The following is a 25,518-nucleotide window of genomic DNA, read 5'->3' as shown; positions in this document are numbered from 1 at the left end:
CACGCACTGACATGCGCGACTGGGCGAAGGCGCGACGGGAACGCACTCATCATCTGATCGAACTGGGCGGCCTGGTCCAGAAGGCGGGACTGGTCGATCTGACCGATGATGACCGCGCCACCCTGCTTGGGGCCCTCCTGGACATTGCGGGGCAGCTTCGGGAGGGCAGGAATACCGCTTCAGGCGACCTGAAAACACGCTGGAGGCGCGCGGGGCTTCATGCCTTCGACAGTGACCGGGAACATGACAGGACAACAGGCAGACGTGACCATGACTGACCACGAGACACGATCATCCGAAGCTGACACGCTGCGGGAGCTTACGACCCGGATTGTCACAGCCTATGTCAGCAGCAATACGGTTCCGGCGGATACCCTGCCAGGCCTCATCGTAACGGTGTTTCAGGCGCTTGGCGGTCCGGGACAGGCGACGGCCGGAACACCGGATCTGGTGCCGGCCGTGCCCGTGAAAAAATCCGTGTTCCCGGATTACATCGTCTGCCTGGAGGACGGAAAAAAAATGAAGATGCTCAAGCGTCACCTTCACACCGTCTATGGCCTGACGCCCCAGCAATATCGGGCAAAATGGGGTCTGCCGGAAAGCTACCCGATGACCGCCCCATCCTATGCAGCCCGACGTTCTGCCCTGGCACAGGAGATCGGACTGGGGCGGACCGTCAAGGAGACACCGGAACCTTCGGACGTATCGGAAGCTGAAGCGCCGGTCACACGCCTGCCAGAGAAGAAACGCGGACGCAGGCCGAAACTGGTCTGAAGGTCCAGACCGGGAGAAACAGGACATGAAGGCATGGGCCGCCAGCCTCGGCACGGATAACCCGCTCCCCCTGCCACAACCTGGGCAATAAGGGGGACGCTCTCGCACACCGCAGGAAGGTGACGCAGAGTGCAATGGTCACGACTATCCCTGATGCATTGATGGAACGACCGTTTCACGACCCTACGGCTACCCTTACGACGACCCATCGACATACCCAAGGCCGACATTGCGCCTACCCATAGGTAGCGGCTCTTCATACACCATTGCACCGTTGGTGCGGGCATGCCCAAAGGGCTTGGAAAACCCGAGCCCCTTCAGCCAAAGGGTAGACCGATACGGTCCACCCTTTCGGCAAGAATGGTCGTTGCAGCGAGCAGACGTGGCACGACAGTTCCCTACCGCCTGAAAGGCGGTGACTATCTTACGCGACGTTCCTTGGCCGACCGCCTTTAGCACCATTCCGGCGTGCCGCCGCTGCCTTTGCCTGGCTGGCGGACGATCCGCCCACGCGTCCCATCTGTGCTGCCATCCAGCTTCGGGAACCGTAGATACCGTGGATCAGACCTTCGACCAGAACATCGGCGTCGATGCACGCCACATTCATTCCGACAAGGCCTCTGGTGCCCGCGACGATCGCCCTGGCCTCAAGACGTGCCTCGCCTGGCTCAAGGAAGGGGATACGCTGGTGGTCTGGAAACTCCGCCCGCTCCGGCAAGCCATCACAATCACCGATAATCCTTAGCGTATATCTGTGCCCGTTCTATGTACCGACCCCATTCCACTGAAAGTTAGGAGGAGGATATCTGGACGGACGAACAGGAAATGGCCAACCCATCAATCCCTGATAAAGCTCGTAGAGCGCCCTGGGAGGCCGCACAAAGCGCAATTCCCGTTACCGCCAACTAACTAGCCGCCACACACAATAACGCCTGTACGGCCATCCTGTGGCGTCTGGTGGGCATGCTGCTACACGTGAGCTGCTGAATGATCGCCTGAACACCGGTGCGCCTTGAGCAGGTTATGATCTTGCCCGGTTCTTCTGGTGTTGCAGGCGTTGGGCGAGCGCGGAGCGGGAGCCCCGTAGGGCGCCGAAGGCGCCGACGCGGGAGAGGAAGGTGCTGGTGGAGAGACGATGCAACGCATCGTCAGATTATGATTTCGCGCCGTAGGCGTGTCTGCTTAGCGTAGCCCTGAAAGGGCGAGCAGGGGGATGCCGGGTGGGAGATCGCGTATAGCGCGATCGGGGCGGCCGTAGGCCGCGAGCCGGCGGGGGCGGAGCCTCCAAGAGGCGGTGCTTGGTGGCAATTTGGCTAAAGATTGCAGAGAATGAAAAGTTATCCACAGCCTTAGAGTGTTAATTTATGTGTTAATAGTAGTGTTAAGGGTTTTCCACAAACACGTAACTGACTGAAAATAAAATACAAAAACAGCGTTTTGGGGCCGCTTGCGTCAACGAAACCCCGAATCTAGTGACTCCAGAACCCCGAATCTGCGTCAACGAAACCCCGAATCTAGCTCTTGCGTCAATGAAACCCCGAACCTAAACTGATCGTCAATGAAACCCCGAATCAAAGCAACCCGTCAACGAAACCCCGAACTGGCACTTACCGTCAATGAAACCCCGAACATTGATGGACGTTCAGTTCTACTTCCGGAACGATATCCGACACCAGATCTTTTTATTTGTGATGTCCTTGATGCCATCCCCAAAGATGATATGGCCTCGATGGAACATCCAATTTTCTCGCTTGCCACTAAACCTGATCGACGCATTTTCCGATACGAGCACAATGGCAATACAGTTGAGATCGTTCCGAGCGTCAAAGGGCTCGCGACGATCCATGACAAGGATATCCTTATCTATTGCATTTCGCAGCTTATCGCGAAAATGAATCAAGGTGAGCAGCCAAATCGAACTCTCCACCTTACCGCACGCGATTTATTGGTGTGGACCAACCGTCAAACCGATGGTGATGGCTATAAGCGGCTTCGGAGCGCGTTTGAGCGCTTAGCAGGCACACGGATCACCACCAACATCAAAGCTAATGGAGAAGAAATCACCGAAGGCTTTGGTCTTATCAATGAATGGCGAATTGTCCGTAAGACCAATTCCGGACAAATGTCCGAAATTAAGGTAACGTTGTCCGAATGGCTATTCAGAATGATCGAAGGCAGAAGTGTACTGACATTACATCGCGATTATTTCCGTTTACGCAAACCTCTTGAACGGAGAATATACGAACTTGCACGCAAGCATTGTGGTGCTCAGGAAAAATGGGTTGTTTCTATAGAAATTTTACAGAAAAAAACGGGGGCCAGTAGCCATATTCGCGTATTTCGCTCAATGCTCCGTGACTTGGCAATCAATAACCACTTGCCTGATTATGCTGTCGAAATAAACAGCAACACAGTTACTTTCCGCAATCGGGAAACGATGGACACCGTCAAGGTAATAGAGCCAAAGCTCCAGAAACCATTTGTCGATCCCGAGGGTTTCCATGACGCTAGAGGAGTTGCTCCAGGATATGATGTCTACGCACTCTATGATGAATGGGTGTCATGGTGGAATGATAGCGGACAACCAGAGTTGCAAAACCCCAGCGCCGCATTTGTCGGATTCTGCCGCAACCGACACAAACGCAACCCTATACGCTAGACACAGCTTACGTGTATAATTGTATACATGTATAAATGTATACTTATCCGCTAACGATCCTGCTTCGTCCTTTCTTCACAAACAGATCGTCCAGTGCTTCTCCAAGCAAACTCTGAACCGTCGTTCCCTCTTCGGCCGCTATAATACGAAGCTGGGTGCTGACTTCAGGAGAAAAGTGCCCACCGATCAACTTGGTCCCCTTACGACCATTCAGCGTAGGTTTACGGGATGATATATCTGGCTTCGGGGAAGGGGCTGGCATTGCCTCACCACTACCTTTGGCGCGATCAAGCATCGCTTGTAGCGTATTGCTTTTCGCCATCACACTACCTCCCGATTTTTGTATAATTGTATATCTGTATACTCGTATAAACGCTTAATTTCGTTTGCTGCTGGCCCATGTGCTTCGAATTCCTGCACAGCCTGTCCCGCTGCCTGTGCACGGAAAAATGCCTTGCGGTTTCCTACTGTCACCGGACAGACCGTTGCCCCCAATTCGGTTACGGCCTTAATGGCATCCCCTGTCTCCTGCCCCTGGGGGGGCACAAAAGTTAAAACGACAGCGAACGCTTTATCGAGCTGACGAACCACATCCAATGTGTGTGTCATACTCATTGTATCGAACACGGCCGTCTTCGTTGGAATGAGAACGAAGTCAGCATGCCGCGCCGCTTCATAAGCTACATCACGCGCAACAGCAGCTCCGTCGATAATCACAAGATCAGTACCCGCATCCGCGCAGGCTTTGAGCATTGCAGGCAAACGTATCGGCTGAATTGAAGCCACAGCCGGTGTATCGAGCTGGCGTACGTCTTTCCAGAAAGAGGCTGTCGCCTGTGGGTCCAAATCAATAATAGCAACAACCTTACCCGCTTGCTCAGCCGCGACAGCGAGACAGGTTGCAAGCGTCGTTTTTCCGACACCGCCCTTCTGCGAAAGAACAGCAAGAACCTTCATGCTACACCTCTACACGTATAATCTTATACCTGCATACACTTTCTACGAGGGAAGAGAAGGCCTCACCTTATCTCTCTGCACAATGGCAGCAACAGTGTTCTTGCTGATTCCCAGATCGCGGGCGATCCACCGATAACTCCGCTTTTCGGCTACCAACGCCATAACCTTCGGGGCCAGACGATCAGACTTTGGCCGCTCTCCTTTCTGTCGGCCGAGAACCTTCCCGCGTGCCCTGGCAGCGGCCAGACCAGACTTCACCCGCTCGCTAATCAGATCCCGTTCGAACTCAGCGATCCCGGCCAGAACCGTCGCCAGCATTCGTCCATGTGGTGTCGTCAGGTCGAACGTCATCCCCGTTATGGCGATCAGGGAAACACGATAGCTCTCCAACTCCTGAAGCGTGGAGATGAGATCAATGGTCGAGCGCCCCCAGCGGGACAGCTCCGTCACCAGAATGGCGTCAATTTCACGGGCCTGGGCCAGTGCCATGACCTTTCGACGCTCGGCCCGATCCACCCGGACGCCAGAGCCGGTCTCCATGAAAACGCCCAGCACTTCATAGCCCGCGCGTTCGGCAAACCGCTGCAGCTCGTCCTTCTGGCGCGTGCAGGACTGATCGGCCGTGGAAACCCGGCAATAGATGACCGCGCGCTGTCCCATTTGAACCCTCCCGGAAAAACCACCATGCAACCCTTGATACACCGTGGCTCCGGTTTGTCCCAATATGACTATAGTCTGTTTGGCTCATCGCGCGATCGTGGACCACAAAACTCTTGACGATTTTCCCAAGACAAACCATCAAAATCATATGTACCGTATGTTTGAGCATTTTTTGAACATCAAATACGAAGGTGAACGCTTTACAGGCGGTCGTCTTCCTCTTGATGTTCTGACGGATCTACAAGCTCTCGAAGATATTTTAACCACTTTTTCCCGTGAAATTTGGCTAGAAGAGAATGGCCGAGAACGGATGCCAAACGGCTATTCCGATTGGTTCAAAATGTCTTTACGGGGCGTCGGTGATGGAAGCGCCATACCGCAATTAGAACTTTCGGTCTTAGAGGAAAAACAAACTCCACTTCTCCCAATCGATGAGCGCTTTAGATTAATGGAAAAAGCGAAAATTAAGTTTGGGAAAATTCTTGAGGCCGCTAACGACGATAGCTCTGTAGTATTAAGCCATACACAAATAAGAAATTTCAATAGGTTCTTAACGAATCTGAAACCTGGAGAAATATTTAAATATAGCTCAAAATCTGACCAACCATTGAATAGTGATCTAAATGTCGTTTCTATCGACGTAGAAAGAAGAAAACGCCTTTTAACAAAAGTTACCGCCACTTATGAGCAGAGAATACAAGGTAAGTCACGTCTAAAAGGCGTCGATGAAAATGGTTTACTGCGTTTCTTCAATACGGATTTACGTGATTTTTCTCTCACAGATAATAGTAGGCCTCCTTCTGAATACGGATCAAACATAGGAGGATATTACGAATTTGATCTAACTGTACTCAGACGGCACGACGATAGTATCCACTCCGTAATAACTATTCACGATATATCTCTGTTAGATCATCCTGCAATAGATGCCATTGATGCAATGGCAAACTTGGAAAGCGGATGGCTGGATGGCTATGGTCACTCTATTTCTCAATCCATTAGAGATGCTGCGAAGCGGTTTATTGTCATAACAAACCCACTCCCTACATTTTATGCGATCGCTCCTACAGAAGAGGGAGGAATACTTTTAGAATATGAAAGTAATGGTTGGGATTATGGAATTGAATTTAACGCGGATAATTCTTTTACCTTCTTTGGTATCGAAATAAAAGGCAAGGCCGAGTTCTCAGATACATATTCAGAAAATCAAATACAAATACTTCAAGATCGCATCCGGGAGTCTCTTTCTGTCTCATGAATAAGGATATTCTTCTTCGGCAAGTTCACCCTGCTCACTTCCCCAATAACACCCTTAGCAGCGGCGCATTTCGACCGACCCCAAGTGATAAAGATCAACTTTCTGTAGACTGTGGGAATATGACCACTCCTAAGTTATCTTTTGAACTTCACAAAAAGAAAACAAGACAAAAGCCGGACGGCACCACCGTACATTTAGAAACTGTAGGTACCTGGGGATTTACCAGAGATCTTTGCCACACAGAAAATTTGCGCGTGTTGCCAGACCCCATCGTAGGTGACACTTCTCAACCTGATAATATCGCTCATCATCTTGTTGATTTTTCTTCTATAACAGGAAAAAATTCAAAGAAAAAAAATGACACAGTTGCCAAAAGATTAAGACAACAAGCCTTAGAAATTGGACAGCTGTGGCCCATAGAAAAACAAGAATAAATGGTAATTACTATTAAATTTTATAATTTTAATAGTAATATCGTATTTTTATTATAATTATACTCATCTATAGTTTCGTCTAATATTTTTTGTACAATCTGATCAATTACATTAATCGGAACCAAAAACCATTCTTTCGGCTGCACTGGATGCCCGAACCGATCTTGAATCGTCAGATCAATCTGTGCAGGGGCCAGAACCCTATGAAAGATCTTCTCCAGCTTCGTGCGATTGATGTTGAAGAGCTTGTAGGTCGCCACAACTTCGACATCAGCCAGAAGATAGGTCGCGTCGTGCTTCGCATTGGCGAGCCGCTTTTTCACATCGCCTCCCGTCACCCCGATCTTGTGGATCAGATTACGATGCTGCGCGATATACGGGTTATCTGACAGACTTCTCAGCACATAGATCGTGCCACTTTCCAGATCATCCGGTTCAACGGTTGTCCCGAACAAAGGCCCGACAGTCGGATCTGTAATCCTACGACCCGTCTCATCCTTATAGAGCGCCCGCTGGAGCGATCTCAGCAGGACATCGCTTTCGGTCCCGTTGTCATAGATGACCCGCAGACGACTGTCTCTGCGACCGTACTCAGTCTCGAACTCTTCCCCGACATGCGCGACGTAAACCATCTGACCTTTCAGGATAAAGAATTCTCCCTGCCGAATACCAGCTTCCTGCCCAAAGGGACGTGTTTCCCTCACGCCTGATTTCAGATCCTCCTGCACCTGTGCAAACAAAGGCCGGAAGGTTTCAAAATCCTTGCAGGGTTCCCTGCTGGCAATTTCTTCCGCTGCCCGCACTTCTGCGCGTGATTTCACATGCTTCAGGACAGTAATGGATTCAGCCGCTGGCTCGGCCTCAATGCCCAGTTCCGCCAGAAGCGCATCATCGTCCAGCGTATCGGGATCAGCACTCTCAGCGTCCGTCCCGGAAACACTCAGAAGCCCATGCGGATCACGCTGTGACAGCAATGCCCGGCATTTTTCCAAAGCCCGGATCCGATCCAGACGCACGGCATAAAGCCGTTCAAAGATATCTCTGTCTTCTCCATGCGCAGGCGCATGCCCGTGTTCCTCATAGAAACGACAAATATCCTCAAACCCGGCAATAATCCGCTCTTCCTCAGCGGTCAGCGCGGCCTTCTTTTTGGTCTCAAGCGAGACACCAAGTTCGGCCAGAAGCTCTTCATCGCTCAGTTCAGCCATTCGCCCGTTCCTCAGCCTTCTTACGCGCCAGAACAGCCACACCTTCGGCCATCTTACGTTCCCACGCATCGGGAGATGTCAGCTCCGGAAGGCGTCCCCGCTCCTTTTTGAACAGAAGGGCACGCTTTGCCAGGTCCCTCGCCTCTTCAATCGTCAGAGCAATATGACGACCGGCAATGACCTCCTGAACCTGTTTGAGGGTCTCTGCATTCATGCTCCTGGCGAGGATCTTATAGGCTTCCTCAAACGGATTGATCGCATCAATCAGGTCAATATCCAGATCCCGGACATTCATGGCAATCTTCCGCATTCCCTCAATCAGGGCTGTATTGCCACCAATCTTCTCCTCTCCCCCGGCTGCCTGCGTGACCTCTTCAGCTGCTTTCTGTCCCTTCTGGGTCAGATTGAATGCCGCCACCGCATGCTGGCGTACGGCTTCCTGATCCTCATCCGAGAGCTCGGGATACCGATCCCGAATGATTTTCCCCAATCTGACCTGCGTCAGCTCCTGAGGGGCCGTCTCCTCGTCAAACAGACCATGTTCCAGAGAAGGCTTGTCCTGCACAAAGGACGCCACAACTTCGTTCAGGTCTTCCCGACAGATCCGCTGCGCTTCAGGGCTTTTGGGAGAAACCAGCCCCTTGATCTCCATATGGAACTGGCCGGTCTGCTCATTGAAGCCAACATTCGTTCCGTTTGGCTTGTAACCTTCCTCTCCATAGTCATAGCCATCCAGAGGCGCGCTTTCTGCGGTCTTCGGCGTAAACTCGAAACGTGGAGTCAGCACCTGTTCCATAAGCAGGCTGGCGGCAATGGCCTTGAGCATGTCATTGACCGCATCCGTCACTTTTTCCTGGGACGCATCCGGTTCAGCAATCAGGTTGATGAATTCAGCCCGTGTCTTTCCTGGTGCATCACGGGTGGCGCGACCAATGATCTGAATGATTTCGGTCAGGCTGGAACGGTATCCGACCGTCAGCGCCTGCTCACACCAGATCCAGTCAAACCCTTCCTTGGCCATCCCCAGCGCAATGATGATGTCCACATGATCGCGGTTGTTCTTCTGCGCCGGATCCTTCAGGGCAGACACAACCTTGTTGCGCCGAACAGGCTCATCTTCCACCAGATCGGCAATGCGTAAGACCCGACCATCTGCGCGACGCACCAGATGGAAGCCTGTTTCTATATTCTCTCCTTCCCAGTCTCCCAGGACGGACAGGATGTGCTCGACTTCCTTGTGCTTCTGGGTCGTGCTTTCGCGTGAATTGACATTGGGAATATGCACGATCGTTTTACGCGTGCCGTCCAGCACCCGATCAATCGCATCCAGATAGGGGCCAGTATAGAAATAATATCCCAGATCCAGCTCTTTCAGATACTGGTACCCGTTCAGCTGCTGATAGTAGGTGTAGGTGACTGTCTCGAATTTCCCTTCATCTTCCGGAGACAACACAGCAACGGCATCCCCTCGGAAATAGGAGCCGGTCATGGCGATGATGTGCGTTTCCCCACGGGAAATAAGCTGGTTGAGATAATATCCCAGCCTGTTTTTCGGGTCTGCACTGACATGGTGGAATTCATCTACCGCCACCAGACACCCATCGAAGGCTGCGATACCCAGTTCTTCTGCTGCGAACCGGAACGTCGCGTGGGTGCAAACCAAAGTCTGATCTTCACTCTTCAGAAACTCACCAACAGCTTTGACCTTGGACCGTGCGACCTGTCCTTCATCGGAACCTGGTGCGTTGCACAGATTCCATTTCGGCTGGACGATCCAGTCGGCCCAGAAGCCAAACTTGCTCAGCGGTTCGCTCATGAAGCTGCCCCCGATCGAGCGTTCCGGCACAACGATCAGGGCTTTTTTCATCCCCTGATGCACCAGCTTGTCGAGAGCAACAAACATCAGGGCACGGGATTTACCCGAAGCGGGTGGTGACTTGATGAGGAGATACTGCTCGCCCCGTTTCTCATAGACTGCTTCCTGCATGGGGCGCATGCCCAGTTCATTGGTCCTGGCAGACTGACCTGTCTGGCCGGTACGCAGAGAAACAGCGGGAATAACCGGATTGATCGTCATGGCTCAGGCAGCGTCCTTCTTCTTTTTCGTCTTGCCGCCCTTCTTGGCGATCATCTTGCTGTAGAGGTCGAACAGCTTTTCCAGACGCTCCGTATCATTGCGGAAACGCCGACCGATATAGATCCGCTCCAGCACCTCGTCATTGCGGTCATGAGCCGCCCGCAGATTGTCTGGCATCTTGTCCGGATCATACAGATCGGCAATCGTGGCTGGGAAATGTGCCTCACGCGCCAGAAGAATATCCTCGGCACAACGGGTCAGATCGGCACGGTTCTTTTCCGTCAAAGTCGGAACAGGAAAGGTATTCCAGCCTAAAGTATTGGAATATGAAAAATCCGTACGCATACGAACGCAAACTGTTCCAATCCACACCCAATGAAGGCGAGAGGCAATCAGCGCCATATTCCAGAGAGGAGCATCGTACAAAGCATATATCTTGTTTGTAACGATATTTCCCTTAGGAAGGATACCAACGGGTAAAAATGGTCTATTTTCTGAGCTAATAGCTGGAATGGCGATTATTTCCTCATTCCCTACCTGTCGAACTTCATCAAATTTATAGGGATATTTGGCTCCATCCCTTGTCGCTGCCTTCGTACTGCCCTCACGCATGGCAGCTACTTTTTCAAAACGCTCTTTCAAAACTGGAATTTGAAATGCCTCATCCCTCAGATCATCAGGCACCCAAATACAAAATCTCATATTCCCACGAATATATTCGGAAGACCCATAAACAGGTTTGATGAATTTTTCTTTTTGCTCTTCTGTTAGTCTAAGTTGCTCAACCTCGTCCCATGACAGCAGTAAATTCCCACCATCAACTGGTTTATTGCCAAAATCCATCAGAGAAATAGACGAAATTGGCTTGCTGCGCTTCTCGACAACAACATCAGCACCGGAAACCAGATAAGCATTGATATGCCCAGATTCCTGCCTGATTGTTTTCCCATCAGCTCCGTTTGAGAAGAGAATTTTGGGATGCTCAGAAACAGGCGCAATCCCAATGATAGCGACCGTCACGCCCGCATTATGCGCTGCCAGATTGGCCCACTTGAACGAGGTATGGGCAAAACTGATTTCATAGTTCAGGCCAAAAATCAGAGGCCAGAGAATGGGAACCTGCTGCCCCTGACAGATGGAATTTGTGCTCACAAATGCGCTGGAAGAGCCTGTTTTTTGACCATAATCCGCAGCCTTCATGAACCAGCCTGCAACATAATCCAGAGACTTCCAGGATTTCGTACGCTGCCCGAAAATCTGCTCCAGATCAGCTTTCTGCTCAGCTGACTGCCAGGTGCTGCCCTTATAGGGAGGATTGCCACAGATATAGGTTTCAGAACCTTTCTGAGGCGGACAGACGTCAAACCAGTCCCGCTCCAGAGCATTCCCGCAGACGATATGCCCTGTATCCTTTAAGGGTAGCACATTCAGGCGGGCCTGTTTCTGGTCGATATGGATTTCGTCACTCTGGAACTCAGCGATCAGAAGAGACAGACGCGCAATTTCCACCGCAAAATCACGGATCTCAATCCCATAGAAATTGGCCAGAGGGATGACGGATTTCCGTTCCGCCCGCTCTATCTTGAGCCGGTCATCAATCTCGCTCTGTATTTCCCGCATGTCCTTATAGGCAATCACTAGGAAATTGCCCGATCCACAGGCAGGATCAAACACCCGAATTCCGGACAGACGCTCCTTGAGGGCATGCAGCTTCTGGGTATTCTGGCCTGCCTTTTCCAGTTCCTCACGCAGACCATCCAGAAACAGCGGATTAAGCACTTTGCGGATGTTGGGCACGCTGGTGTAGTGCATCCCCAGCGCACCGCGCTCTCCTTCATCGGCCACGGCCTGGATCATGGATCCGAAGATATCCGGGTTAATCTGCGCCCAGTTCAGTTCCCCGGCACGCAGAAGATAGGTGCGGGCCAGTTTGCTGAATTGCGGGCAGTCCGTTGCTCCAGAAAACAGGTTTCCGTTTACATACGGGAAATCCCTGGCCCAGGATTTGACCTCGCCCTTTTCGCGATCGTCATTGCGCGTATCCAGATCCATCGTCCTGAACAGTTCGGCCATGATGTCATGCGTCTGATCCGTGGCCCCTTCCGTCATGGTCTGGATGGTTCTGGTGAACAGATTGTTCAGGAAGATCCCGGTATCCTCGGCAAAAAAGCAGAAGATGAGACGCGCCATGAAATGGTTCATATCGTGACGGCGTTCTTCTGTTGCCCAGTCGGGGTTTTCTTTCAGAAGTTCGACATAAAGACGGTTCAGGCGTGACGTGGCCTTAACGTCAATCGGGTTGTTCTTGATCTTCTGGACGGTCGTGATACCCGCCAAAGGCAGGAAAAACCCGAACCGATCAGCCAGATGCGTGAACACATCCGTAATGTGCTCATCTTCCGTGCGATCTTCTGCCTCAAACGTCACTCCATCCGTGGCCAACAGAAACCGCGCCTTGGCTGACTGGGTCTTGGGGCTTTCCCTGAGCAGGTTCAGGGTCTGGGCAACATGCCCCTCAGGACAAACGGCCAGATGGATGTTGTTGCGCTGAAGCACCGCCCCAGAAACGTCCGAGCGGTTATCCTTGCGAAGCCGCTTGATCGTAACATCGCGGTTTCCGAATGCTTGCAGGAACTCGAAAGGAAATTCCCCGGGATTAAAAGATGCCTCGGCAATCCGGGAGACAGCTTCTTCAATCTCAACGGGATTCATGCGTAAAATTCCATATTTTCGAAAAACAGATCATACACCTCATGCGCCACCGGACACCTCCAGGAAGAGGCGGACCAGAGGTGCATTGATATAATAGTTGCTCCGCCCTGAGCGGTGCTTGGACAGCAGACCTTTCTCCGACAGCTGATCGAGATATTTCCCAGCCGTCTGACGCGCGATACTCAGGTCCGACTGGACATACTCGATTTTCGTGTAGGGATGCCGGAACAGGTTGTTCAGCAGCTCCTGGCTGTAAATCTTGGGCAGTTCCGTCCGCATCCGCTGCTTCATGGTGGCCATCTGCGCCCGCATGCCCTCAATCAGCTCCAGGGTGATCCTGGATGTCTCGGCCACGGCACGCAGCATGTAGAGGATCCACGCCTCCCATGCGCCTTCATCCCGCACCTTCTGCAACAGGCGATAATACTCATCCTTATGGCGTGTGATGTAGCGCGACAGGTAGAGGATCGGGATATCCAGAAGACCGGTCCGGGTCAGATACAACACGTTCAGGATCCGCCCGACCCGACCATTTCCATCGGGGAAGGGATGGATGCTCTCAAACTGATGGTGAATCAGGGCCATCTTGATGAGTGGATCCAGGTCACAGAGCCCGTCATCATTCACGAACCGCTCCAGATCCGACATATGCCCGATAATCTCCCGCCCGTCCTGCGGCGGCACAAAGACCACTTCCCCCGTGCGCTCATTCTTCAGGGCCGTTCCCGGGGTGTTTCGAAACCCATCTTCCCGCTTCTTGAGCATCTGGAAAATCGCGATCAGCCCCTTGCTCAGGATCAGGCCATCGGTTTCCTTCAGCTGCCGAAATCCCAGATGTAAGGCATCACGATAGAGGGCAACTTCCTTCGCCGCCACTGAGTCCGGCCCCTCGGGAAACAGATCCGCCTGGAAAAGCTCATCCTGGGTGGTGACGATATTCTCGATTTCTGAGGACGCCTTGGCTTCCTGTAAAGCCAGCGTATCAATCAGGATTCCTTGATTAGGAATGGTGGCCGCCCGCCCCTTCAGTTCCGCCAGAGCCTTATTGGCCTCGACCAGCGCCCTGAGAACCGGAACCGTTTCTATCTCCGTCTGAGGCGGCAAAGGCCGAATAAGGTAGGTTGGCGTTAACATGACATCCTAACGTGGTAGCAATATGCGTTTTTTCTAACACGTCATAATGATCCGTCAAAGAAATCCGGTTTCTTTGACATGTCACTTTCTATTTCGGCTTCATATCTCTCCACAGACTATTCCTGCTCTGACGGAACAATGATGACACAAGATTTCTGAGTTTTTTCCTGACCTGAGGCCACTTTCTGGCAAGCTGCAATCCTGTCTCTGTTGACCTCAACCAGTTGGCTGTCCTCACGTACACGTTGCCAGCCTTCAGGATTGCTGACCGCCATCATCATGGCCCCAGAGTTCCAGCGATCTTTCTCCCCAACAATAAAAGATGCCACTCGCGTCCCGACAGAAGATGGCAAGAGATACGCCAGAACAGGAGACAACCCGATCCCTGCAACCAGACAGGCCAGCCCTACCTTCAACACCCACCAGCTTTGCCGGTCCCGGGTGCGCGCCTGCCCGACAATGTCGGTCAGTTGCTGCCGCTCCACCTGAACCGCACGGATCGCGGTATGAAAGGCGGCCTGCATGTCCTGACAGACGGAAAGCCCTGCCTGGCGTACCCCCTGCCCATAGGCCTGCGGCGTCATCTTCAGCGTCGGACTGGCCTCGATCGCCTTCATGCGCGCGCTCACGTCGTTCAGGGCCTTGACCAGTCTGGCCAGGTCCGGCGTGTAGTCAGGCGGCCGGTTGTCCCGCCATGCCTGGGGCAGCGCTTCCACGCTGCGCCGGAGCACCGTCATTTCGGCGCACAGATCCTCAAACGCACGGGCTGCCGGATCCGTCTCGCTCATGATGGAACCATCCCCTCATCCAGATTCAGTTTTCCGGCATGTCCAGACGATCATCATCCTGACCAGCCTCTTGCGTTCCGGCCCTTTCCTGCTTTCCGAAAAGCAGCCGCCTTCGCCCTTCTTCCATTGCCAGGAGCGTAAGCCTGTTTGGCCGACTGTCTGAAGCCGCGTTCTGAATAGTCCGTCGCAATCTTTCCGCATTACGCGGACTACTCAGAAGATGCGCTGTCTCCTGACAAACGGCTTGTTCTTTTTCCTGCACAACATACCTCCCCCGGTAGCCTGCTCCCGATCAGGCAGCCCGTTCCAGCCCCAGATGGTCCACGAACGGATCAAAGTCCCGGTCACTGTAGAGCAGGCGATGACCGCTCACGATGCACCGGGTCGCAATCAGGGTATCAATGGTTTTCCGGATCGTAATGCCCCGACCGCGTAGATGACGGAAATACCGCGCCGCCTCGACCATCACATCGCGACCACCGATTTCAACCAGGTCCAGGGCACCCAGCATCCTCTGTGCCTGATTGAAATCCCGTTCGTTTGAGAAACCCTGCAGGACCTCGGTCATCATCAGATCGCCAATGCTGACCAGATCTTCCCCCAGCATCTGGTCAAGAAGATCAACCTGTGGGGTCGTCTTCCCCCGAAAAAAATCGATCCAGACCGATGAATCCACCAGGATCATGCGTCGGAGCGCATGGCATCAAGATCACCCTGCCAGTCGAGCTTTCCCCGCAAGGTGCGGAGTTCCCGCTGCTGCTTCAGCTTGATCAGCGTCCGCAACCCGAGTTCGACCGCTTCCTTCTTGGTTTTGACGCCAGACGCCTTCAGCGCATCTGTCATGAGGGTATCATCAATAATGATGTTGGTTCGCATGATGTGTATCTCCTTCACAAATCATACACATTAACATCACCCGTCTCAAGCAGATTACATCCCCATATCCATATCCCGCCCCCTGGAGCGCGACAGCGAGCGCGTGCGCTGCGGCTGCAATCCATGATCGAGCGTCGATCCCTTCCGGACGCCCAGTTCGTGCCCCTTGCGCCGCAGGAGGGACTCAAGCTGCGCGTCCCGCTTCAATTCCTTTAGCGCCACACCTTGCTGCTCGCGGCTCAGCCCGTCCCACGCCTTCACGAACCGCGCGGCCCGCAGTTCCGGACTCTTCCGCACCTTGTCCTCGTGTTCCAGCCCCTCGACCAGCCTGCGCGCCCGTGTCGGCCCTTCCAGCCCGTACAGGGCCTGCCGGATCTCCGGCTCATGCTTCACGGCGGTCTCCAGAGCAATCACCGCTCCGGGCCGTAGCCGTTCCAGGGCCGTGCTGGCGTCAAGCCATGCCTTCTTCTGGTGCTCCAGCACCGGCAGGTCCTGCTCCACCATGCGCCCGATGTCCCGCACCGCCCGCGCATACTGCTCCACCGCCTGGTGGAGCGGATCACCACCCGGCACAAACCCGCCCAGCCCGACCGGCACCTGCTCGCGCCGCACACGCGGCAGCTGCAACCCGGCAAAGGGAGAGGCGGGAGCCTCACGCTCAACCCCACTTTCCCCCTTCCCAGCCCCGGCATCCATCCCGGCCGACACGTCTTTTTCCACCGTCCGGCCACGCCCCCTCACGGACAGGTCCAGCCCGTCGAACATCCCACGCTTCCGCTGTGCCGGTGCCGGATCTGGCGTACGGACAGCTTCGGCCTGCCTGTCCTTCTGGGGGCCAGAGGCAGCCTTCTCACGCTCCACCACGATCTCGCTCTCGGGGACATGCAGCCCGCGTCGTCGCGCAAACCCGGCATCCCGATCCCGGACATGCAGGTAATCCAGCGTGGTATCCTTCAGCCGCTCGCGCGACAGCCGCCGCACCAGCCCGTCCCGGTCGCCGACATCATCCCGGCCCCAATGAACGGACACGCTCTCCCGGTGGCGCGACAGCGCCACATAGGCCCCGTGCCGGTCCATGCTCCCCGTCGCCAGCACATGCGCCCGGTCCACCGTCACACCCTGCGATTTGTGGATGGTGGCGGCATAGCCATGATCCAGCGCGTCATAATCCGCCACCGACACGGACACGACCCGGCCAGTCCCGGTCCCACCCGGCCCGTCGAGCTGCACCGACAGCATGAGATCCCCGGCCTCGACCGACCCCGTGATGCCCCGCACCGTGCCCAGCGTGCCGTTCTTCACCCCCAGCGCCCGGTCATTGCGCAGGAAGTAGACCCGCTCCCCGTCCGCGAACACCCGCTCGCCCTGGGCGGTCGGCACCAGCACGTCGTCACCCAGCTCACCCGCCTCCCGCCGGATGGCGCGTGCCGCCTCGTTCAGCGCCCGCACATCGACACGCCGGTGCGCCAGCATGATCTGGCTGTCCTCTGGCGCGGCCTGACGCGCTTCATCCCATCCGGCCACCACCCCGGCCCGCGCCTCTTCCAGCGTGTCATGCCCGCGCACCAGGCCGGCCGCCTCATAGCGTCCCAGCGCCTCACCCGTCCGCCCCGTCGCCAGCTCCTTCGTGGCCGCCTGCTGCCAGTCTTCACGCTGCCGGCGCACCGTCGTGATTTCCACCGACCCGACCCGCTCGGCCACCGCCCGGAACGCACCACCAGCCTCGATCGCCTGCAACTGCTCGGGATCACCCACCAGCACCACCTTGGCCCCGGCACCACGCGCGGCCGACAGCACCCGCTCCATCTGCCGTGACCCCACCATGCCGGCCTCATCCACCACCAGCACATCCCCGCGCTCCAGCAGGTCGAACCCACGTTCCCACGCACGCTCCAGGGAGGCCAGCGTCCGGCTCTCGATCCCGGACCCGGATTCCAGCCCTTCCGCTGCAATCCCCGACAGCGCTGCCCCGCGCACCCGATACCCGGCCTCTTCCCATGCCGCGCGGGCTACCCCCAGCATGGTGCTCTTCCCCGTCCCGGCATACCCGACCACCACGGACAGGTCGCGGGACTTCGTGACCTCGCCCACCGCCAGCGCCTGCTCGTCCCCAAGCCCGTCCCGCGCCATCGCCGCCAGACGCACCGCCAGCGGCACCGCATGCCCCTGGGACTGCCCCATCGCGAGCGATGCCTCTTCCAGGCGCTGCTCGACCCCGATCATCTCCCGTGTGGAGAACCGTTCCCGCCCATGACCGTCCTTCCCGAGGGCGACCAGCTCCGGACACGCCTCCACCCGAACCATGACAGCACTGAACTGCGCGGCATCCGCCGTATGCCGATCCACGAACCGCGCCAGGTCCTGGCGGGTGAATGTACTCTGCTGTCGGGTCAGCGCCTCCAGCGCCACATGCGGCTCGGCCAGCAACCTTTCGCCATTGCGCTGCGCGATCTCCAGATGGTCGGCAACCCGTTCCGCGTCCTCGCCCCGCTCTTCCCGGCGCATCCCGGCCGGACCGATCTTGTTCTGCGGCTCAAGGTCGATCCCCTGTGCGGCGAACGACCGATGGTCGATCCGTACATCCAGATCCAGCTCGGCCAGCCGTTCATTGGCGAGCGACGCCCACCGCTCCCGCCACGTCAGCAGCAGATCCTTGTCATTCCATGAACGCTCTTTCGCACCGAACCCGATGGAAGGCTGATCCTGCGCCAGCCCCAGGCCTTCATGCCGCAACCGTGCCGCCGCGATCAGTCGCGCCGTTCTTCCAGCCGCTGCAAGCGCTTCTCCAGCGTCGAGAGCTTCAGCAGGATGCCGCGCTGCGTCTCCCGAATTTCCGTCAGCAGACGGATCATGAGCTTGAGTGGATCGTCGTCCCCTTTCTGCTCCATCAGGTCCAAGATCCGGCGTGATGTCGTATGCGCCCCTGCCGCCTCGTTCAGGATGCGGGATTCCGTCTCGTCTTCCATGCACAGCCTCCCCGGTTCTGACTTCGATCCGTCGTGTAGACAGCATCACATGGGCATGGGGCTTCGCCTGTCCGTCTTCGCCAATATCCCAATGCACATTGAGATCGGTCACCATGCCGCGTTCCACGAACTGCTCGCGCACAAAATCCCGTGCCAGCGCGATCCCCTGCGCCTGGGTCATTTCGCGCGGGATTGAAAACTCCACTTCGCGGGCAAGCTGGGCATCCTTGCGCTTCTCGATCGCCTCGACCTCGTTCCATAGGGTCGCACGATCGAGAAACCGTTCCGGCGCGCCATCGGGCAGCAGAATCTCGGAATGCACCACGCCGCTCTTGTTGGAAAAGTCATGGTCGCGATCCAGCCGCACGTCATGCAGGCGGGACGCCGCACGATAGGCTGCCGCCGCCACGGCGCTCCGGCCGGTGGCGCGGCTGATGACCTTTGCATGCAGGTGATAGATCGCCATGGACGCGATCCTATCACACCACTCAAGCGCACGTCACGAAGTGACGTATAAGCGCGCACTCACATTTTACTGCGCCACAAGGGTTGATTGCTCTGGATGAGTGACGCGGCTCTCGCCTGCGTGGTAGAGTATGGCACAGACCAGCAGGACAGAGGGCGGAAAATGCGCAGGCCACGGGACATTGATGCGGAACTGAAAGCGCTTCAGGAAAAGGCAAAACAGCTTAAGGCGCAAAGAACCATCCAGCTCGGTGAACTGGTCGAGGCGACGGGAGCCGATACCCTGTCGATCGAGGCGCTGGCCGGGGTGCTGCTTGCGGCTGTCGAACAGGCGGACGGCAAACCCGAAGCCGTCGCGAGGTGGACCGAACGGGGGACGACGTTCTTTCAGGCCGGCGCAAAAAAGGGCGGCCGGAAAGGAACCGGAAACGATCAGAACGGAAGTGCTGGCGCTTGAAAGACGGATCAGGAAGCAGGAAGCCCTGATCCATCGCCATCAGGCACGAAAGGCACGCACTGACATGCGCGACTGGGCGAAGGCGCGACGGGAACGCACTCATCATCTGATCGAACTGGGCGGCCTGGTCCAGAAGGCGGGACTGGTCGATCTGACCGATGATGACCGCGCCACCCTGCTTGGGGCCCTCCTGGACATTGCGGGGCAGCTTCGGGAGGGCAGGAATACCGCTTCAGGCGACCTGAAAACACGCTGGAGGCGCGCGGGGCTTCATGCCTTCGACAGTGACCGGGAACATGACAGGACAACAGGCAGACGTGACCATGACTGACCACGAGACACGATCATCCGAAGCTGACACATTGCGGGAGCTTACGACCCGGATTGTCGCTACCTATGTCAGCAGCAATACGGTTCCGGCGGATACTCTGCCGGGCCTCATCGCAACGGTGTTTCAGGCGCTCGGAAGTCTGGGACAGGCGATGACCGGAACACCGGATCTGGTACCGGCCGTACCCGTGAAAAAATCCGTGTTCCCGGATTACATCGTCTGCCTGGAGGACGGGAAAAAAATGAAGATGCTCAAGCGTCACCTTCACACCGTCTATGGCCTGACGCCCCAGCAATATCGGGAAAAATGGGGTCTGCCGGAAAGCTACCCAATGACCGCCCCATCCTATGCAGCCCGACGCTCTGTCCTGGCACAGGAGACCGGACTGGGGAGGACCGTCAAGGCGACACCGGAACCTTCGCACGTACCGGAAGCTGAAGTTCCGGTCACACGCCTGCCAGAGAAGAAACGCGGACGCAGGCCGAAACTGGCCTGAAGGTCCAGACCGGGAGAAACGGGACATGAAGACGGATCATACCGATCGCGATGACTGGGAAGCCTGGAAGGACGAAGCCACACGCCGGTCCCTCGCCCAGGTAGAGGCCGGATTGGTAATCAGTGCGGAAGCCATGAAGGCATGGGCTGCCAGCCTTGGCACGGATAACCCGCTCCCCCTGCCACAACCCGGGCAATAAGGGGGACGCTCGCGCGCACCGCAGGAAGGTGACGCAGAGTGCAATGGTCACGACTATTCCTGACGCATTGATGGAACGACTGTTTCACGACCCTACGGCTACCCATGTGACGACCCATCGACATACCTGAGGCCGACATCGCGCCCACCCATAAGTAGCGGTTCTTCATATACCATTGCACCGCTGATGTGGATGCTCAGGAACCCGCCTTCCGGGTCTGGGCGATCATTTCATTGGCTGTGATCTCTCCGCGCTTGCGTGCATCCATGATTGCGGTGAGCGCTCTGAGAGGCCACACGAAGCGCAATTCCCGTTATCGTCCCACAAACTAGCCGTCACACACGGTAACGCCTGTACGGCCATCCTGTGGCGTCTGGCGGGCATGCTGCGACACGTGAGCTGCTGAATGATCGCCTGAACACGGGTGCGTCTTGAGCAGATTACGGTCTTGCCCGGTTCTTCTGGTGTTGTAGGCGTCGGGCGAGCGCGGAGCGGGAGCCCCGTAGGGCGCCGAAGGCGCCGACGCAGGAGAAGAAGGTCCTGGTGGAGAGACGATGCGGGAACGCATCGTCAGATTATGATTTCGCGCCGTAGGCGTGTCCGTTTGGCGCAGCCCTGAAAGGGCGAGCAGGGGGATGCCGGGTGGGAGATCGCGCATAGCGCGATCGGGGCGGCCGTAGGCCGCGAGCCGGCGGGGGCGGAGCCCCCAAGAGGCGGTGCTTTTTTGTTAAGAATTTTGTTAAAATATATAGTTAAAAGAGTTAAGCACTAAAAAGCCTATGAAAACACGATTGATAACAGTCTGTTACGGTTATGGGCGGTGGGTGAAACCACGTGTTTGGGTGGGTGAAACCACGATGCTTGGGTGGGTGAAACCACGATGCTTGGGTGGGTGAAACCACGACAGTTGACCATACTTATCCACAGGAAAACGCAGCATTCCCTATAGCTTGAGTGGTTTCGAGTCGTAGTAACTCTCATTTTGGGGGGCGTACATAAAACGGGCACAGATATACGCTAAGGATTATCAGTGATTGTGATGGCTTGTCGGAGCGGGCGGAGCTTTCCTTCTGGGATGCCGGCGTCGGTCCAAAGGTAATCCCCGGTCAGGTTGATATGCTGCCACCCCAGCGGAGAGAGATGCTGAAGCAGATCAGGCGGAATGGATCGCCCCTGGCGTTCGAGATGCCGCATTGCAGCTCCGAGATAGGTGGTATTCCAAAATACGATGGCGCTGGCGCCGAGATTGAGCGCGCTCGCCCGATGTCCCTGGGCCTGCAGTCCGTGATCGCGGATCCGGCCGGTGCGATGGAAAAAGATGGCGCGCTTGAGGGCGTTCTGGGCCTCTCCCTTGTTCAACTCGCGGGTGGCGCGGCGGCGTTCCTCGGGGAGCTCGATCCAGTCGAGCGTGAACAGCGTCCGCTCGACGCGGCCTATCTCTCGCAGGGCAAGGGCGAGACCGTTCGCGCGAGGATAGGAACCGAGCCGTTCCAGCATCAGCGACGCGCTGGTGACACCGGTACGGATTGAGGTGGCGAGCCGGATTACGTCGTCCCAGCGCTCGGAAATCAGGCGTTCGTCGATCGGCTGGGCCACCAATGGGACGACAGTCGACCCTGGCTTCATGTCGCTGAACAGATGCAGGCGTCTGTTACCGATGTTGGGGATACGCGGGGCGAAACGGAAACCGAGGAGATGGCATAGGGCGAACACATGATCCGAAACGCCCCCGCCATCGGTATGGTGACGCTCGATCGCAAGGTCGGCGCCATGATGGAGCAGGCCGTCGAGTACATGCGCGGCCTCGCTGGCACCGGCGGAGATGACTGTGGAATGGAACGGCGCGTAGCGATCGGAGACGTGGGTGTAAAAGGAGATGGCGGGTTCGCTGCCCTTGTGCGGATTGACGGCGCCGGTCGCCTGCGCGCGTCGATCGAGCGGGAAGTGCTGCCCGTCCGAGCTGGACGCGGTGCCGTCGCCGAACAACGCGGCAAGCGGCAGCCGATGCTGCGCCTCGACCAGCCTCGCCAGCGCCGCGCCGTAGCTATCCTCGCGCAGGTGCCAGGCCGAGAGCCAGCCGAGCTGACGCCGAGTTACCAATCCACAGGCCTCGGCCATGCGGGCGTGGCCGAGATTGGTCGCATCGGCAAGAACGGCGGTAAGGATCGCGCGGGGATCGTCGTGTGACCGGCCGGTAGTCAAATGCGTGAAGCAGTCGGCAAATCCCGTCCAGCGATCCACGTCGGCCAGCAGATCGGTAATCCTGATGGCCGGCAGGCGTGCGTAGAGGGGCGCCAGGGCGTCCTCTGCCTCGTCTGGAGTGACCGCGCGCAAAGGCGAGATGCGCAGCCTCCCCTCAGCGATCCGCACGTCTTCGAGCGTATCGGTGGACGCTTTCACCTCTATCTCGGCGAGCCGGCGCGTGAGCAGCGCCTTGCGTTCCGCCAGCCAGACCGCTGCGGTATCAGCGACGGCGATCGGCAGGGGGCCGGCCTCGCGCATCGCGGAAAAAACCGGCTTTGGAATAAGCTGGTGCTCTACGGCGCGATAGCGCCGGCTTCCCTCGACCCACATATCCCCCGCGCGCAGCCGGTCGCGCAGTTCCGTCAGGACGCAGAACACGAAGATGCGGCGGTCGAGACCAGCACGGTCGATCCGCTTCCGCCAACTCGTCCGGACAAAGCCGAGCGGCACGTCGGCCGGAAGTCTGTGCCGGCCGACGGCGAGGCCGCGCAGGGTCTCGACAGCTTGGGCAAGAGGTGCGCAGGCGGGAACAGCCCCGAAAGTGAAGGCGGCGACGAACGCCGGACCGATCTGGCGCAGGATCGGTGCGTTCTCCCGGGAGAGTGCCACGGGATCGAGCGGATCAGGACGAACGAGACGACGGGCTTCCGCGACTTCCCGTGTCAGCGCGTCCCAGCCGATGACGCCCTCGATCGCCGCGTATGGATCGGCGTCGTCAGCGCGGGCGCTCAACACCGCATCGTCGATTTCGGCCAGAAGGCGGATTTTGGCGTTGATGGTCCGACGATCGCGTTTCAATGCGGCTTCCTCGCGCCGTTCCGCCCGGCGGAACAACTGACCGAACAGACGCTCGAACATGAGCACCGCGTCGTCTGTCAGCGTCATCTGCGTCTCGATGGCTGTGGCGACCAGCACCGCGCGCCGCCGTGCCGGGTTCAACGAGGTGAGATGTTGCGCCGTGAGGCGCGCGCCTTCCTGGCACAATCGGCGAAGCCGCTCCGGGTGAATGGTGTCCACGAGGCCGGAATCCAGGTCGATCGCACGCAGGAGCGACAACCGGTCGAGGATCGCGGCGAAGGCACGCCTCCCGGGCTGGCCAGGAGGCTGACGCACCCAGGTGAGGCTGCTGATATGGCTGCCACTATGCGGCTGGAGGAGGCCATCGAGCCGATCGCGCTGGCTGGCGGTGAGATGCCGCGTCAGCAGCTCGCAGACATACCGCTCGGCATCGAGCAGCGCCTTGCCCACCATGCGTTCGATCTGAGTGATACCAGGCACGACGATGCGTCGCCGGCGAAATTCGCCCAGCAGCATCCGTGCGAGAACGATTCCGCTGCTGGACGTCAGGGCGGCAGGCAGAAGCCAGGCCTGAAGCTCGATCTGGAGCGGCCGACAGAATTGCTGGAATCCGAATGTTCCACGCAGCGTATCGAGCTGCTCGTAGCGGGTCGGCCCACGTACGGCATAGTCGGCGAGCGCGTCCGGCTCGATCCCGAGTTGATCCCCTATGAAGGCGAGCGGGATCTGAGGGATCAGTTCCCCCGGCCGGAGCAGCCGCCCCGGGTGGCGCAGTGCGCAAAGCTGAATAGCAAAGCCCAACCGATTGTGCGCCCTTCTCCGACTGACAATGACACGCAGGTCATCGGGAGTGAGCGTCCAGTAGCGCACCAGGTCGGCCTCGTTTTCGGGCAGGGCAAGCAGCGCCAGGCGCTGCGCCTCGGTCAGAACGGAACGGCGCGGCATCTGTCAGGTTCTGCCGGGAGGCGTCCAGCCAATTCGCGCCAGCGTGTCGATCAGCGTCGAGCGCGGGACACCGAAGTTGCGGCATATGGCCGCCTTGCTGGCGCCTCCTTCGAGGGCGACGGTAATCGCCGCGATCTTCTCCGCGTCGATCGCGGGCGGCCTGCCGCCGCGCCGGCCCCGGCGCCTGGCGGCCGCCAGCCCCGCCATGACCCGTTCGCGCGTCAAGGCGCGTTCGTATTGGGCGAGTGCGCCGAACATCGAGAACAGCAACTCGCCTTGCGCGGTTGCCGTATCCATATGTTCGGTCAAGGATCGGAAAGCGATGCCACGCTCCCGAAAATCTCCGATAATATCGAGAAGATGCGATAGAGAACGACCCAGACGGTCGAGTTTCCAGACCACCAGCGTATCCCCTTCCTTGAGCCAGGCGAGGCACGTCTTGAGGCCAGGGCGATCGTCGCTGGCACCAGAGGCCTTGTCGGAATGGATGTGGCGTGCATCGACACCAGCCGCGATCAGCGCATCGCGCTGGAGATCCACTGACTGGCGTTCGTCGGCTGAGGACACTCGCATATAACCGACCAGCATGTACGACAAACCTCATCAGAAGCGTTTCCGCATAGTAATTCAAAACGACAGGGTTTGTCGTGCAGTTTTTGCTATCTTGGCGGCTATCTTTTCCCGGCAAGAAAAAGAATCACGGAAAACACCTGTTTCCCGTCATATACCCTCAACATTCACCCTTAGCGTATATCTGTGCCCGTTCTATGTACCGACCCCATTTTGACTACAGAGAGAGCTCATTGGGTGGGTGAAACCACGATAGTTTAACGAGGCCGCCCTCGTGACAAACGATCCATCAACCCATCCACCTCTTCAGCACGCCGACGATCTGCTTCTACGCGCTCTCTTTCTTTTTCGAGCTTCCTATGCAACTCAGTCGCTGCCTCAATACAGAGGTGGTCCCCATTTTTCGGACAGGGCGATAAGCTATCATCTGGCCTGAACGAGGACGGGTTTTATGGGCAAGGTTACGCGGAAACGGTATGCGGCAGAGTTCAAGTCACGGGTTGCGCTGGA

General features: G+C 56.9%; 23 protein-coding genes and 1 pseudogene. 10 read left to right on the top strand and 14 right to left on the bottom strand.

All coding sequences use genetic code 11. From position 1 onward, the window contains the following. The first annotated feature begins 11 nt into the window (after positions 1–11). Both KMAL_RS12860 and KMAL_RS12855 read left to right on the top strand, forming a co-directional pair. Complete coding sequence (locus KMAL_RS12860) at positions 12–278, top strand: conjugal transfer protein TraD (protein ID WP_110096081.1); 267 nt, start codon at positions 12–14, stop codon at positions 276–278. After that, positions 271–774 carry a MucR family transcriptional regulator gene (locus KMAL_RS12855; RefSeq protein ID WP_110096080.1) on the top strand — a complete coding sequence of 168 codons (504 nt, stop codon included), beginning with the start codon at positions 271–273 and terminating at the stop codon, positions 772–774. The genes KMAL_RS12860 and KMAL_RS12855 overlap by 8 nt, the downstream gene beginning before the upstream one ends. A gap of 424 nt (positions 775–1,198) precedes the next feature. Here KMAL_RS12855 and KMAL_RS17975 read toward each other — a convergent pair. Beyond that, positions 1,199–1,366: pseudogene (locus tag KMAL_RS17975) on the bottom strand (DUF2442 domain-containing protein); the annotation flags it as partial. On the opposite strand from KMAL_RS17975, the gene KMAL_RS17825 reads away from it, so the two are divergent. Further along, a complete protein-coding gene (locus KMAL_RS17825) occupies positions 1,331–1,519 on the top strand; it encodes a recombinase family protein (RefSeq protein ID WP_269209009.1) in 189 nt (62 codons plus the stop codon). The pseudogene KMAL_RS17975 and the gene KMAL_RS17825 sit on opposite strands and share 36 nt — an antisense overlap. Before the next feature lie 813 nt (positions 1,520–2,332). Next, complete coding sequence (locus tag KMAL_RS12845) at positions 2,333–3,433, top strand: replication initiator protein A (protein WP_010511350.1); 1,101 nt, start codon at positions 2,333–2,335, stop codon at positions 3,431–3,433. Positions 3,434–3,476: 43 nt separating this feature from the next. Here the strand turns inward: KMAL_RS12845 and KMAL_RS12840 are convergent, their stop codons facing one another. Genes KMAL_RS12840 through KMAL_RS12830 form a run of 3 tightly spaced genes read right to left on the bottom strand, consistent with a single transcriptional unit; the run spans position 3,477 to position 5,050 of the window. Next, positions 3,477–3,755, bottom strand: a complete 279-nt coding sequence (locus tag KMAL_RS12840) for a ribbon-helix-helix domain-containing protein (protein WP_231290084.1) — start codon at positions 3,753–3,755, stop codon at positions 3,477–3,479. Further along, positions 3,755–4,390, bottom strand: a complete 636-nt coding sequence (locus KMAL_RS12835) for a nucleotide-binding protein (protein WP_010511349.1) — start codon at positions 4,388–4,390, stop codon at positions 3,755–3,757. Before KMAL_RS12835 ends, KMAL_RS12840 begins: the two co-directional genes overlap by 1 nt. A 42-nt stretch (positions 4,391–4,432) precedes the next feature. Then, positions 4,433–5,050, bottom strand: a complete 618-nt coding sequence (locus tag KMAL_RS12830) for a recombinase family protein (RefSeq protein ID WP_010511348.1) — start codon at positions 5,048–5,050, stop codon at positions 4,433–4,435. A gap of 157 nt (positions 5,051–5,207) precedes the next feature. Between KMAL_RS12830 and KMAL_RS16960 the strand changes: the two genes are divergently transcribed. Together KMAL_RS16960 and KMAL_RS16955 are read left to right on the top strand one after the other, a co-directional pair. Continuing rightward, positions 5,208–6,308, top strand: a complete 1,101-nt coding sequence (locus tag KMAL_RS16960) for a hypothetical protein (protein ID WP_146044220.1) — start codon at positions 5,208–5,210, stop codon at positions 6,306–6,308. Next, entirely contained in the window at positions 6,305–6,742 is a 438-nt protein-coding gene (locus KMAL_RS16955) for a hypothetical protein (protein WP_146044219.1), read from the top strand. Before KMAL_RS16960 ends, KMAL_RS16955 begins: the two co-directional genes overlap by 4 nt. A gap of 20 nt (positions 6,743–6,762) precedes the next feature. Here the strand turns inward: KMAL_RS16955 and KMAL_RS12825 are convergent, their stop codons facing one another. From KMAL_RS12825 to traA, 8 genes are all read right to left on the bottom strand, one after another. Beyond that, positions 6,763–7,950: a GIY-YIG nuclease family protein gene (locus KMAL_RS12825; RefSeq protein ID WP_110096079.1), complete on the bottom strand. Its 1,188-nt coding sequence runs from the start codon at positions 7,948–7,950 to the stop codon at positions 6,763–6,765. Beyond that, positions 7,943–10,027 carry a DEAD/DEAH box helicase gene (locus KMAL_RS12820; protein WP_110096078.1) on the bottom strand — a complete coding sequence of 695 codons (2,085 nt, stop codon included), beginning with the start codon at positions 10,025–10,027 and terminating at the stop codon, positions 7,943–7,945. The genes KMAL_RS12825 and KMAL_RS12820 overlap by 8 nt, the downstream gene beginning before the upstream one ends. Before the next feature lie 3 nt (positions 10,028–10,030). Continuing rightward, positions 10,031–12,739, bottom strand: a complete 2,709-nt coding sequence (locus KMAL_RS12815) for a class I SAM-dependent DNA methyltransferase (RefSeq protein ID WP_110096077.1) — start codon at positions 12,737–12,739, stop codon at positions 10,031–10,033. Positions 12,740–12,778: 39 nt separating this feature from the next. Beyond that, positions 12,779–13,873 (bottom strand): Fic family protein, encoded by a 1,095-nt coding sequence (locus tag KMAL_RS12810; RefSeq protein ID WP_110096076.1) that lies wholly within the window; start codon positions 13,871–13,873, stop codon positions 12,779–12,781. A 116-nt stretch (positions 13,874–13,989) separates the two neighbouring features. Continuing rightward, positions 13,990–14,661: a DUF6118 family protein gene (locus tag KMAL_RS12805; RefSeq protein ID WP_110096075.1), complete on the bottom strand. Its 672-nt coding sequence runs from the start codon at positions 14,659–14,661 to the stop codon at positions 13,990–13,992. Between the two features lie 292 nt (positions 14,662–14,953). Continuing rightward, entirely contained in the window at positions 14,954–15,346 is a 393-nt protein-coding gene (gene vapC / locus KMAL_RS12800; RefSeq protein WP_019087316.1) for a type II toxin-antitoxin system VapC family toxin, read from the bottom strand. After that, positions 15,343–15,537, bottom strand: coding sequence for a type II toxin-antitoxin system VapB family antitoxin (locus KMAL_RS12795; protein ID WP_010512615.1), 195 nt, complete (start codon positions 15,535–15,537; stop codon positions 15,343–15,345). The genes vapC and KMAL_RS12795 overlap by 4 nt, the downstream gene beginning before the upstream one ends. Before the next feature lie 54 nt (positions 15,538–15,591). Beyond that, complete coding sequence (gene traA, locus KMAL_RS12790; RefSeq protein WP_110096074.1) at positions 15,592–18,969, bottom strand: Ti-type conjugative transfer relaxase TraA; 3,378 nt, start codon at positions 18,967–18,969, stop codon at positions 15,592–15,594. Between the two features lie 96 nt (positions 18,970–19,065). Here traA and KMAL_RS12785 point away from each other — a divergent pair, with 96 nt between their 5' ends. From KMAL_RS12785 to KMAL_RS17300, 4 genes are all read left to right on the top strand, one after another. Beyond that, positions 19,066–19,425, top strand: a complete 360-nt coding sequence (locus tag KMAL_RS12785; protein WP_180999831.1) for a conjugal transfer protein TraD — start codon at positions 19,066–19,068, stop codon at positions 19,423–19,425. Positions 19,426–19,489: 64 nt separating this feature from the next. Next, positions 19,490–19,756 (top strand): conjugal transfer protein TraD, encoded by a 267-nt coding sequence (locus KMAL_RS12780; RefSeq protein WP_110096081.1) that lies wholly within the window; start codon positions 19,490–19,492, stop codon positions 19,754–19,756. Continuing rightward, positions 19,749–20,252, top strand: a complete 504-nt coding sequence (locus KMAL_RS12775) for a MucR family transcriptional regulator (protein ID WP_110096073.1) — start codon at positions 19,749–19,751, stop codon at positions 20,250–20,252. The genes KMAL_RS12780 and KMAL_RS12775 overlap by 8 nt, the downstream gene beginning before the upstream one ends. Positions 20,253–20,277: 25 nt before the next feature. Then, positions 20,278–20,451: a hypothetical protein gene (locus KMAL_RS17300; RefSeq protein ID WP_180999830.1), complete on the top strand. Its 174-nt coding sequence runs from the start codon at positions 20,278–20,280 to the stop codon at positions 20,449–20,451. Between the two features lie 1,017 nt (positions 20,452–21,468). Here KMAL_RS17300 and KMAL_RS12765 read toward each other — a convergent pair. Both KMAL_RS12765 and KMAL_RS12760 read right to left on the bottom strand, forming a co-directional pair. Next, positions 21,469–24,438, bottom strand: coding sequence for a Tn3 family transposase (locus KMAL_RS12765; protein ID WP_110096072.1), 2,970 nt, complete (start codon positions 24,436–24,438; stop codon positions 21,469–21,471). 3 nt (positions 24,439–24,441) lie between these two features. Further along, complete coding sequence (locus KMAL_RS12760) at positions 24,442–25,026, bottom strand: recombinase family protein (RefSeq protein ID WP_110096071.1); 585 nt, start codon at positions 25,024–25,026, stop codon at positions 24,442–24,444. Positions 25,027–25,518 lie beyond the last annotated feature (492 nt).

Source organism: Novacetimonas maltaceti (assembly GCF_002906255.1).
Classification (GTDB): Bacteria; Pseudomonadota; Alphaproteobacteria; order Acetobacterales; family Acetobacteraceae; genus Novacetimonas; species Novacetimonas maltaceti.
The sequence above is the reverse complement of the archived record's forward strand: the minus strand, read 5'-3'. Positions and strand labels throughout refer to the sequence as shown.

Coding starts and splice junctions, on each gene's coding strand:
- KMAL_RS12805 (WP_110096075.1), bottom strand. CDS start 14,661: ATGAGCGAGACGGATCCGGCAGCCCGTGCGTTTGAGGATCTGTGCGCC.
- KMAL_RS12860 (WP_110096081.1), top strand. CDS start 12: ATGCGCGACTGGGCGAAGGCGCGACGGGAACGCACTCATCATCTGATC.
- KMAL_RS12785 (WP_180999831.1), top strand. CDS start 19,066: ATGAGTGACGCGGCTCTCGCCTGCGTGGTAGAGTATGGCACAGACCAG.
- KMAL_RS12855 (WP_110096080.1), top strand. CDS start 271: ATGACTGACCACGAGACACGATCATCCGAAGCTGACACGCTGCGGGAG.
- traA (WP_110096074.1), bottom strand. CDS start 18,969: ATGGCGATCTATCACCTGCATGCAAAGGTCATCAGCCGCGCCACCGGC.
- KMAL_RS17300 (WP_180999830.1), top strand. CDS start 20,278: ATGAAGACGGATCATACCGATCGCGATGACTGGGAAGCCTGGAAGGAC.
- KMAL_RS12845 (WP_010511350.1), top strand. CDS start 2,333: ATGAAACCCCGAATCAAAGCAACCCGTCAACGAAACCCCGAACTGGCA.
- KMAL_RS12840 (WP_231290084.1), bottom strand. CDS start 3,755: ATGGCGAAAAGCAATACGCTACAAGCGATGCTTGATCGCGCCAAAGGT.
- KMAL_RS12830 (WP_010511348.1), bottom strand. CDS start 5,050: ATGGGACAGCGCGCGGTCATCTATTGCCGGGTTTCCACGGCCGATCAG.
- KMAL_RS12795 (WP_010512615.1), bottom strand. CDS start 15,537: ATGCGAACCAACATCATTATTGATGATACCCTCATGACAGATGCGCTG.
- KMAL_RS12815 (WP_110096077.1), bottom strand. CDS start 12,739: ATGAATCCCGTTGAGATTGAAGAAGCTGTCTCCCGGATTGCCGAGGCA.
- KMAL_RS12760 (WP_110096071.1), bottom strand. CDS start 25,026: ATGCTGGTCGGTTATATGCGAGTGTCCTCAGCCGACGAACGCCAGTCA.
- KMAL_RS12835 (WP_010511349.1), bottom strand. CDS start 4,390: ATGAAGGTTCTTGCTGTTCTTTCGCAGAAGGGCGGTGTCGGAAAAACG.
- KMAL_RS12820 (WP_110096078.1), bottom strand. CDS start 10,027: ATGACGATCAATCCGGTTATTCCCGCTGTTTCTCTGCGTACCGGCCAG.
- KMAL_RS12825 (WP_110096079.1), bottom strand. CDS start 7,950: ATGGCTGAACTGAGCGATGAAGAGCTTCTGGCCGAACTTGGTGTCTCG.
- KMAL_RS16960 (WP_146044220.1), top strand. CDS start 5,208: ATGTTTGAGCATTTTTTGAACATCAAATACGAAGGTGAACGCTTTACA.
- KMAL_RS12810 (WP_110096076.1), bottom strand. CDS start 13,873: ATGTTAACGCCAACCTACCTTATTCGGCCTTTGCCGCCTCAGACGGAG.
- KMAL_RS16955 (WP_146044219.1), top strand. CDS start 6,305: ATGAATAAGGATATTCTTCTTCGGCAAGTTCACCCTGCTCACTTCCCC.
- KMAL_RS12775 (WP_110096073.1), top strand. CDS start 19,749: ATGACTGACCACGAGACACGATCATCCGAAGCTGACACATTGCGGGAG.
- KMAL_RS12780 (WP_110096081.1), top strand. CDS start 19,490: ATGCGCGACTGGGCGAAGGCGCGACGGGAACGCACTCATCATCTGATC.
- KMAL_RS12765 (WP_110096072.1), bottom strand. CDS start 24,438: ATGCCGCGCCGTTCCGTTCTGACCGAGGCGCAGCGCCTGGCGCTGCTT.
- vapC (WP_019087316.1), bottom strand. CDS start 15,346: ATGATCCTGGTGGATTCATCGGTCTGGATCGATTTTTTTCGGGGGAAG.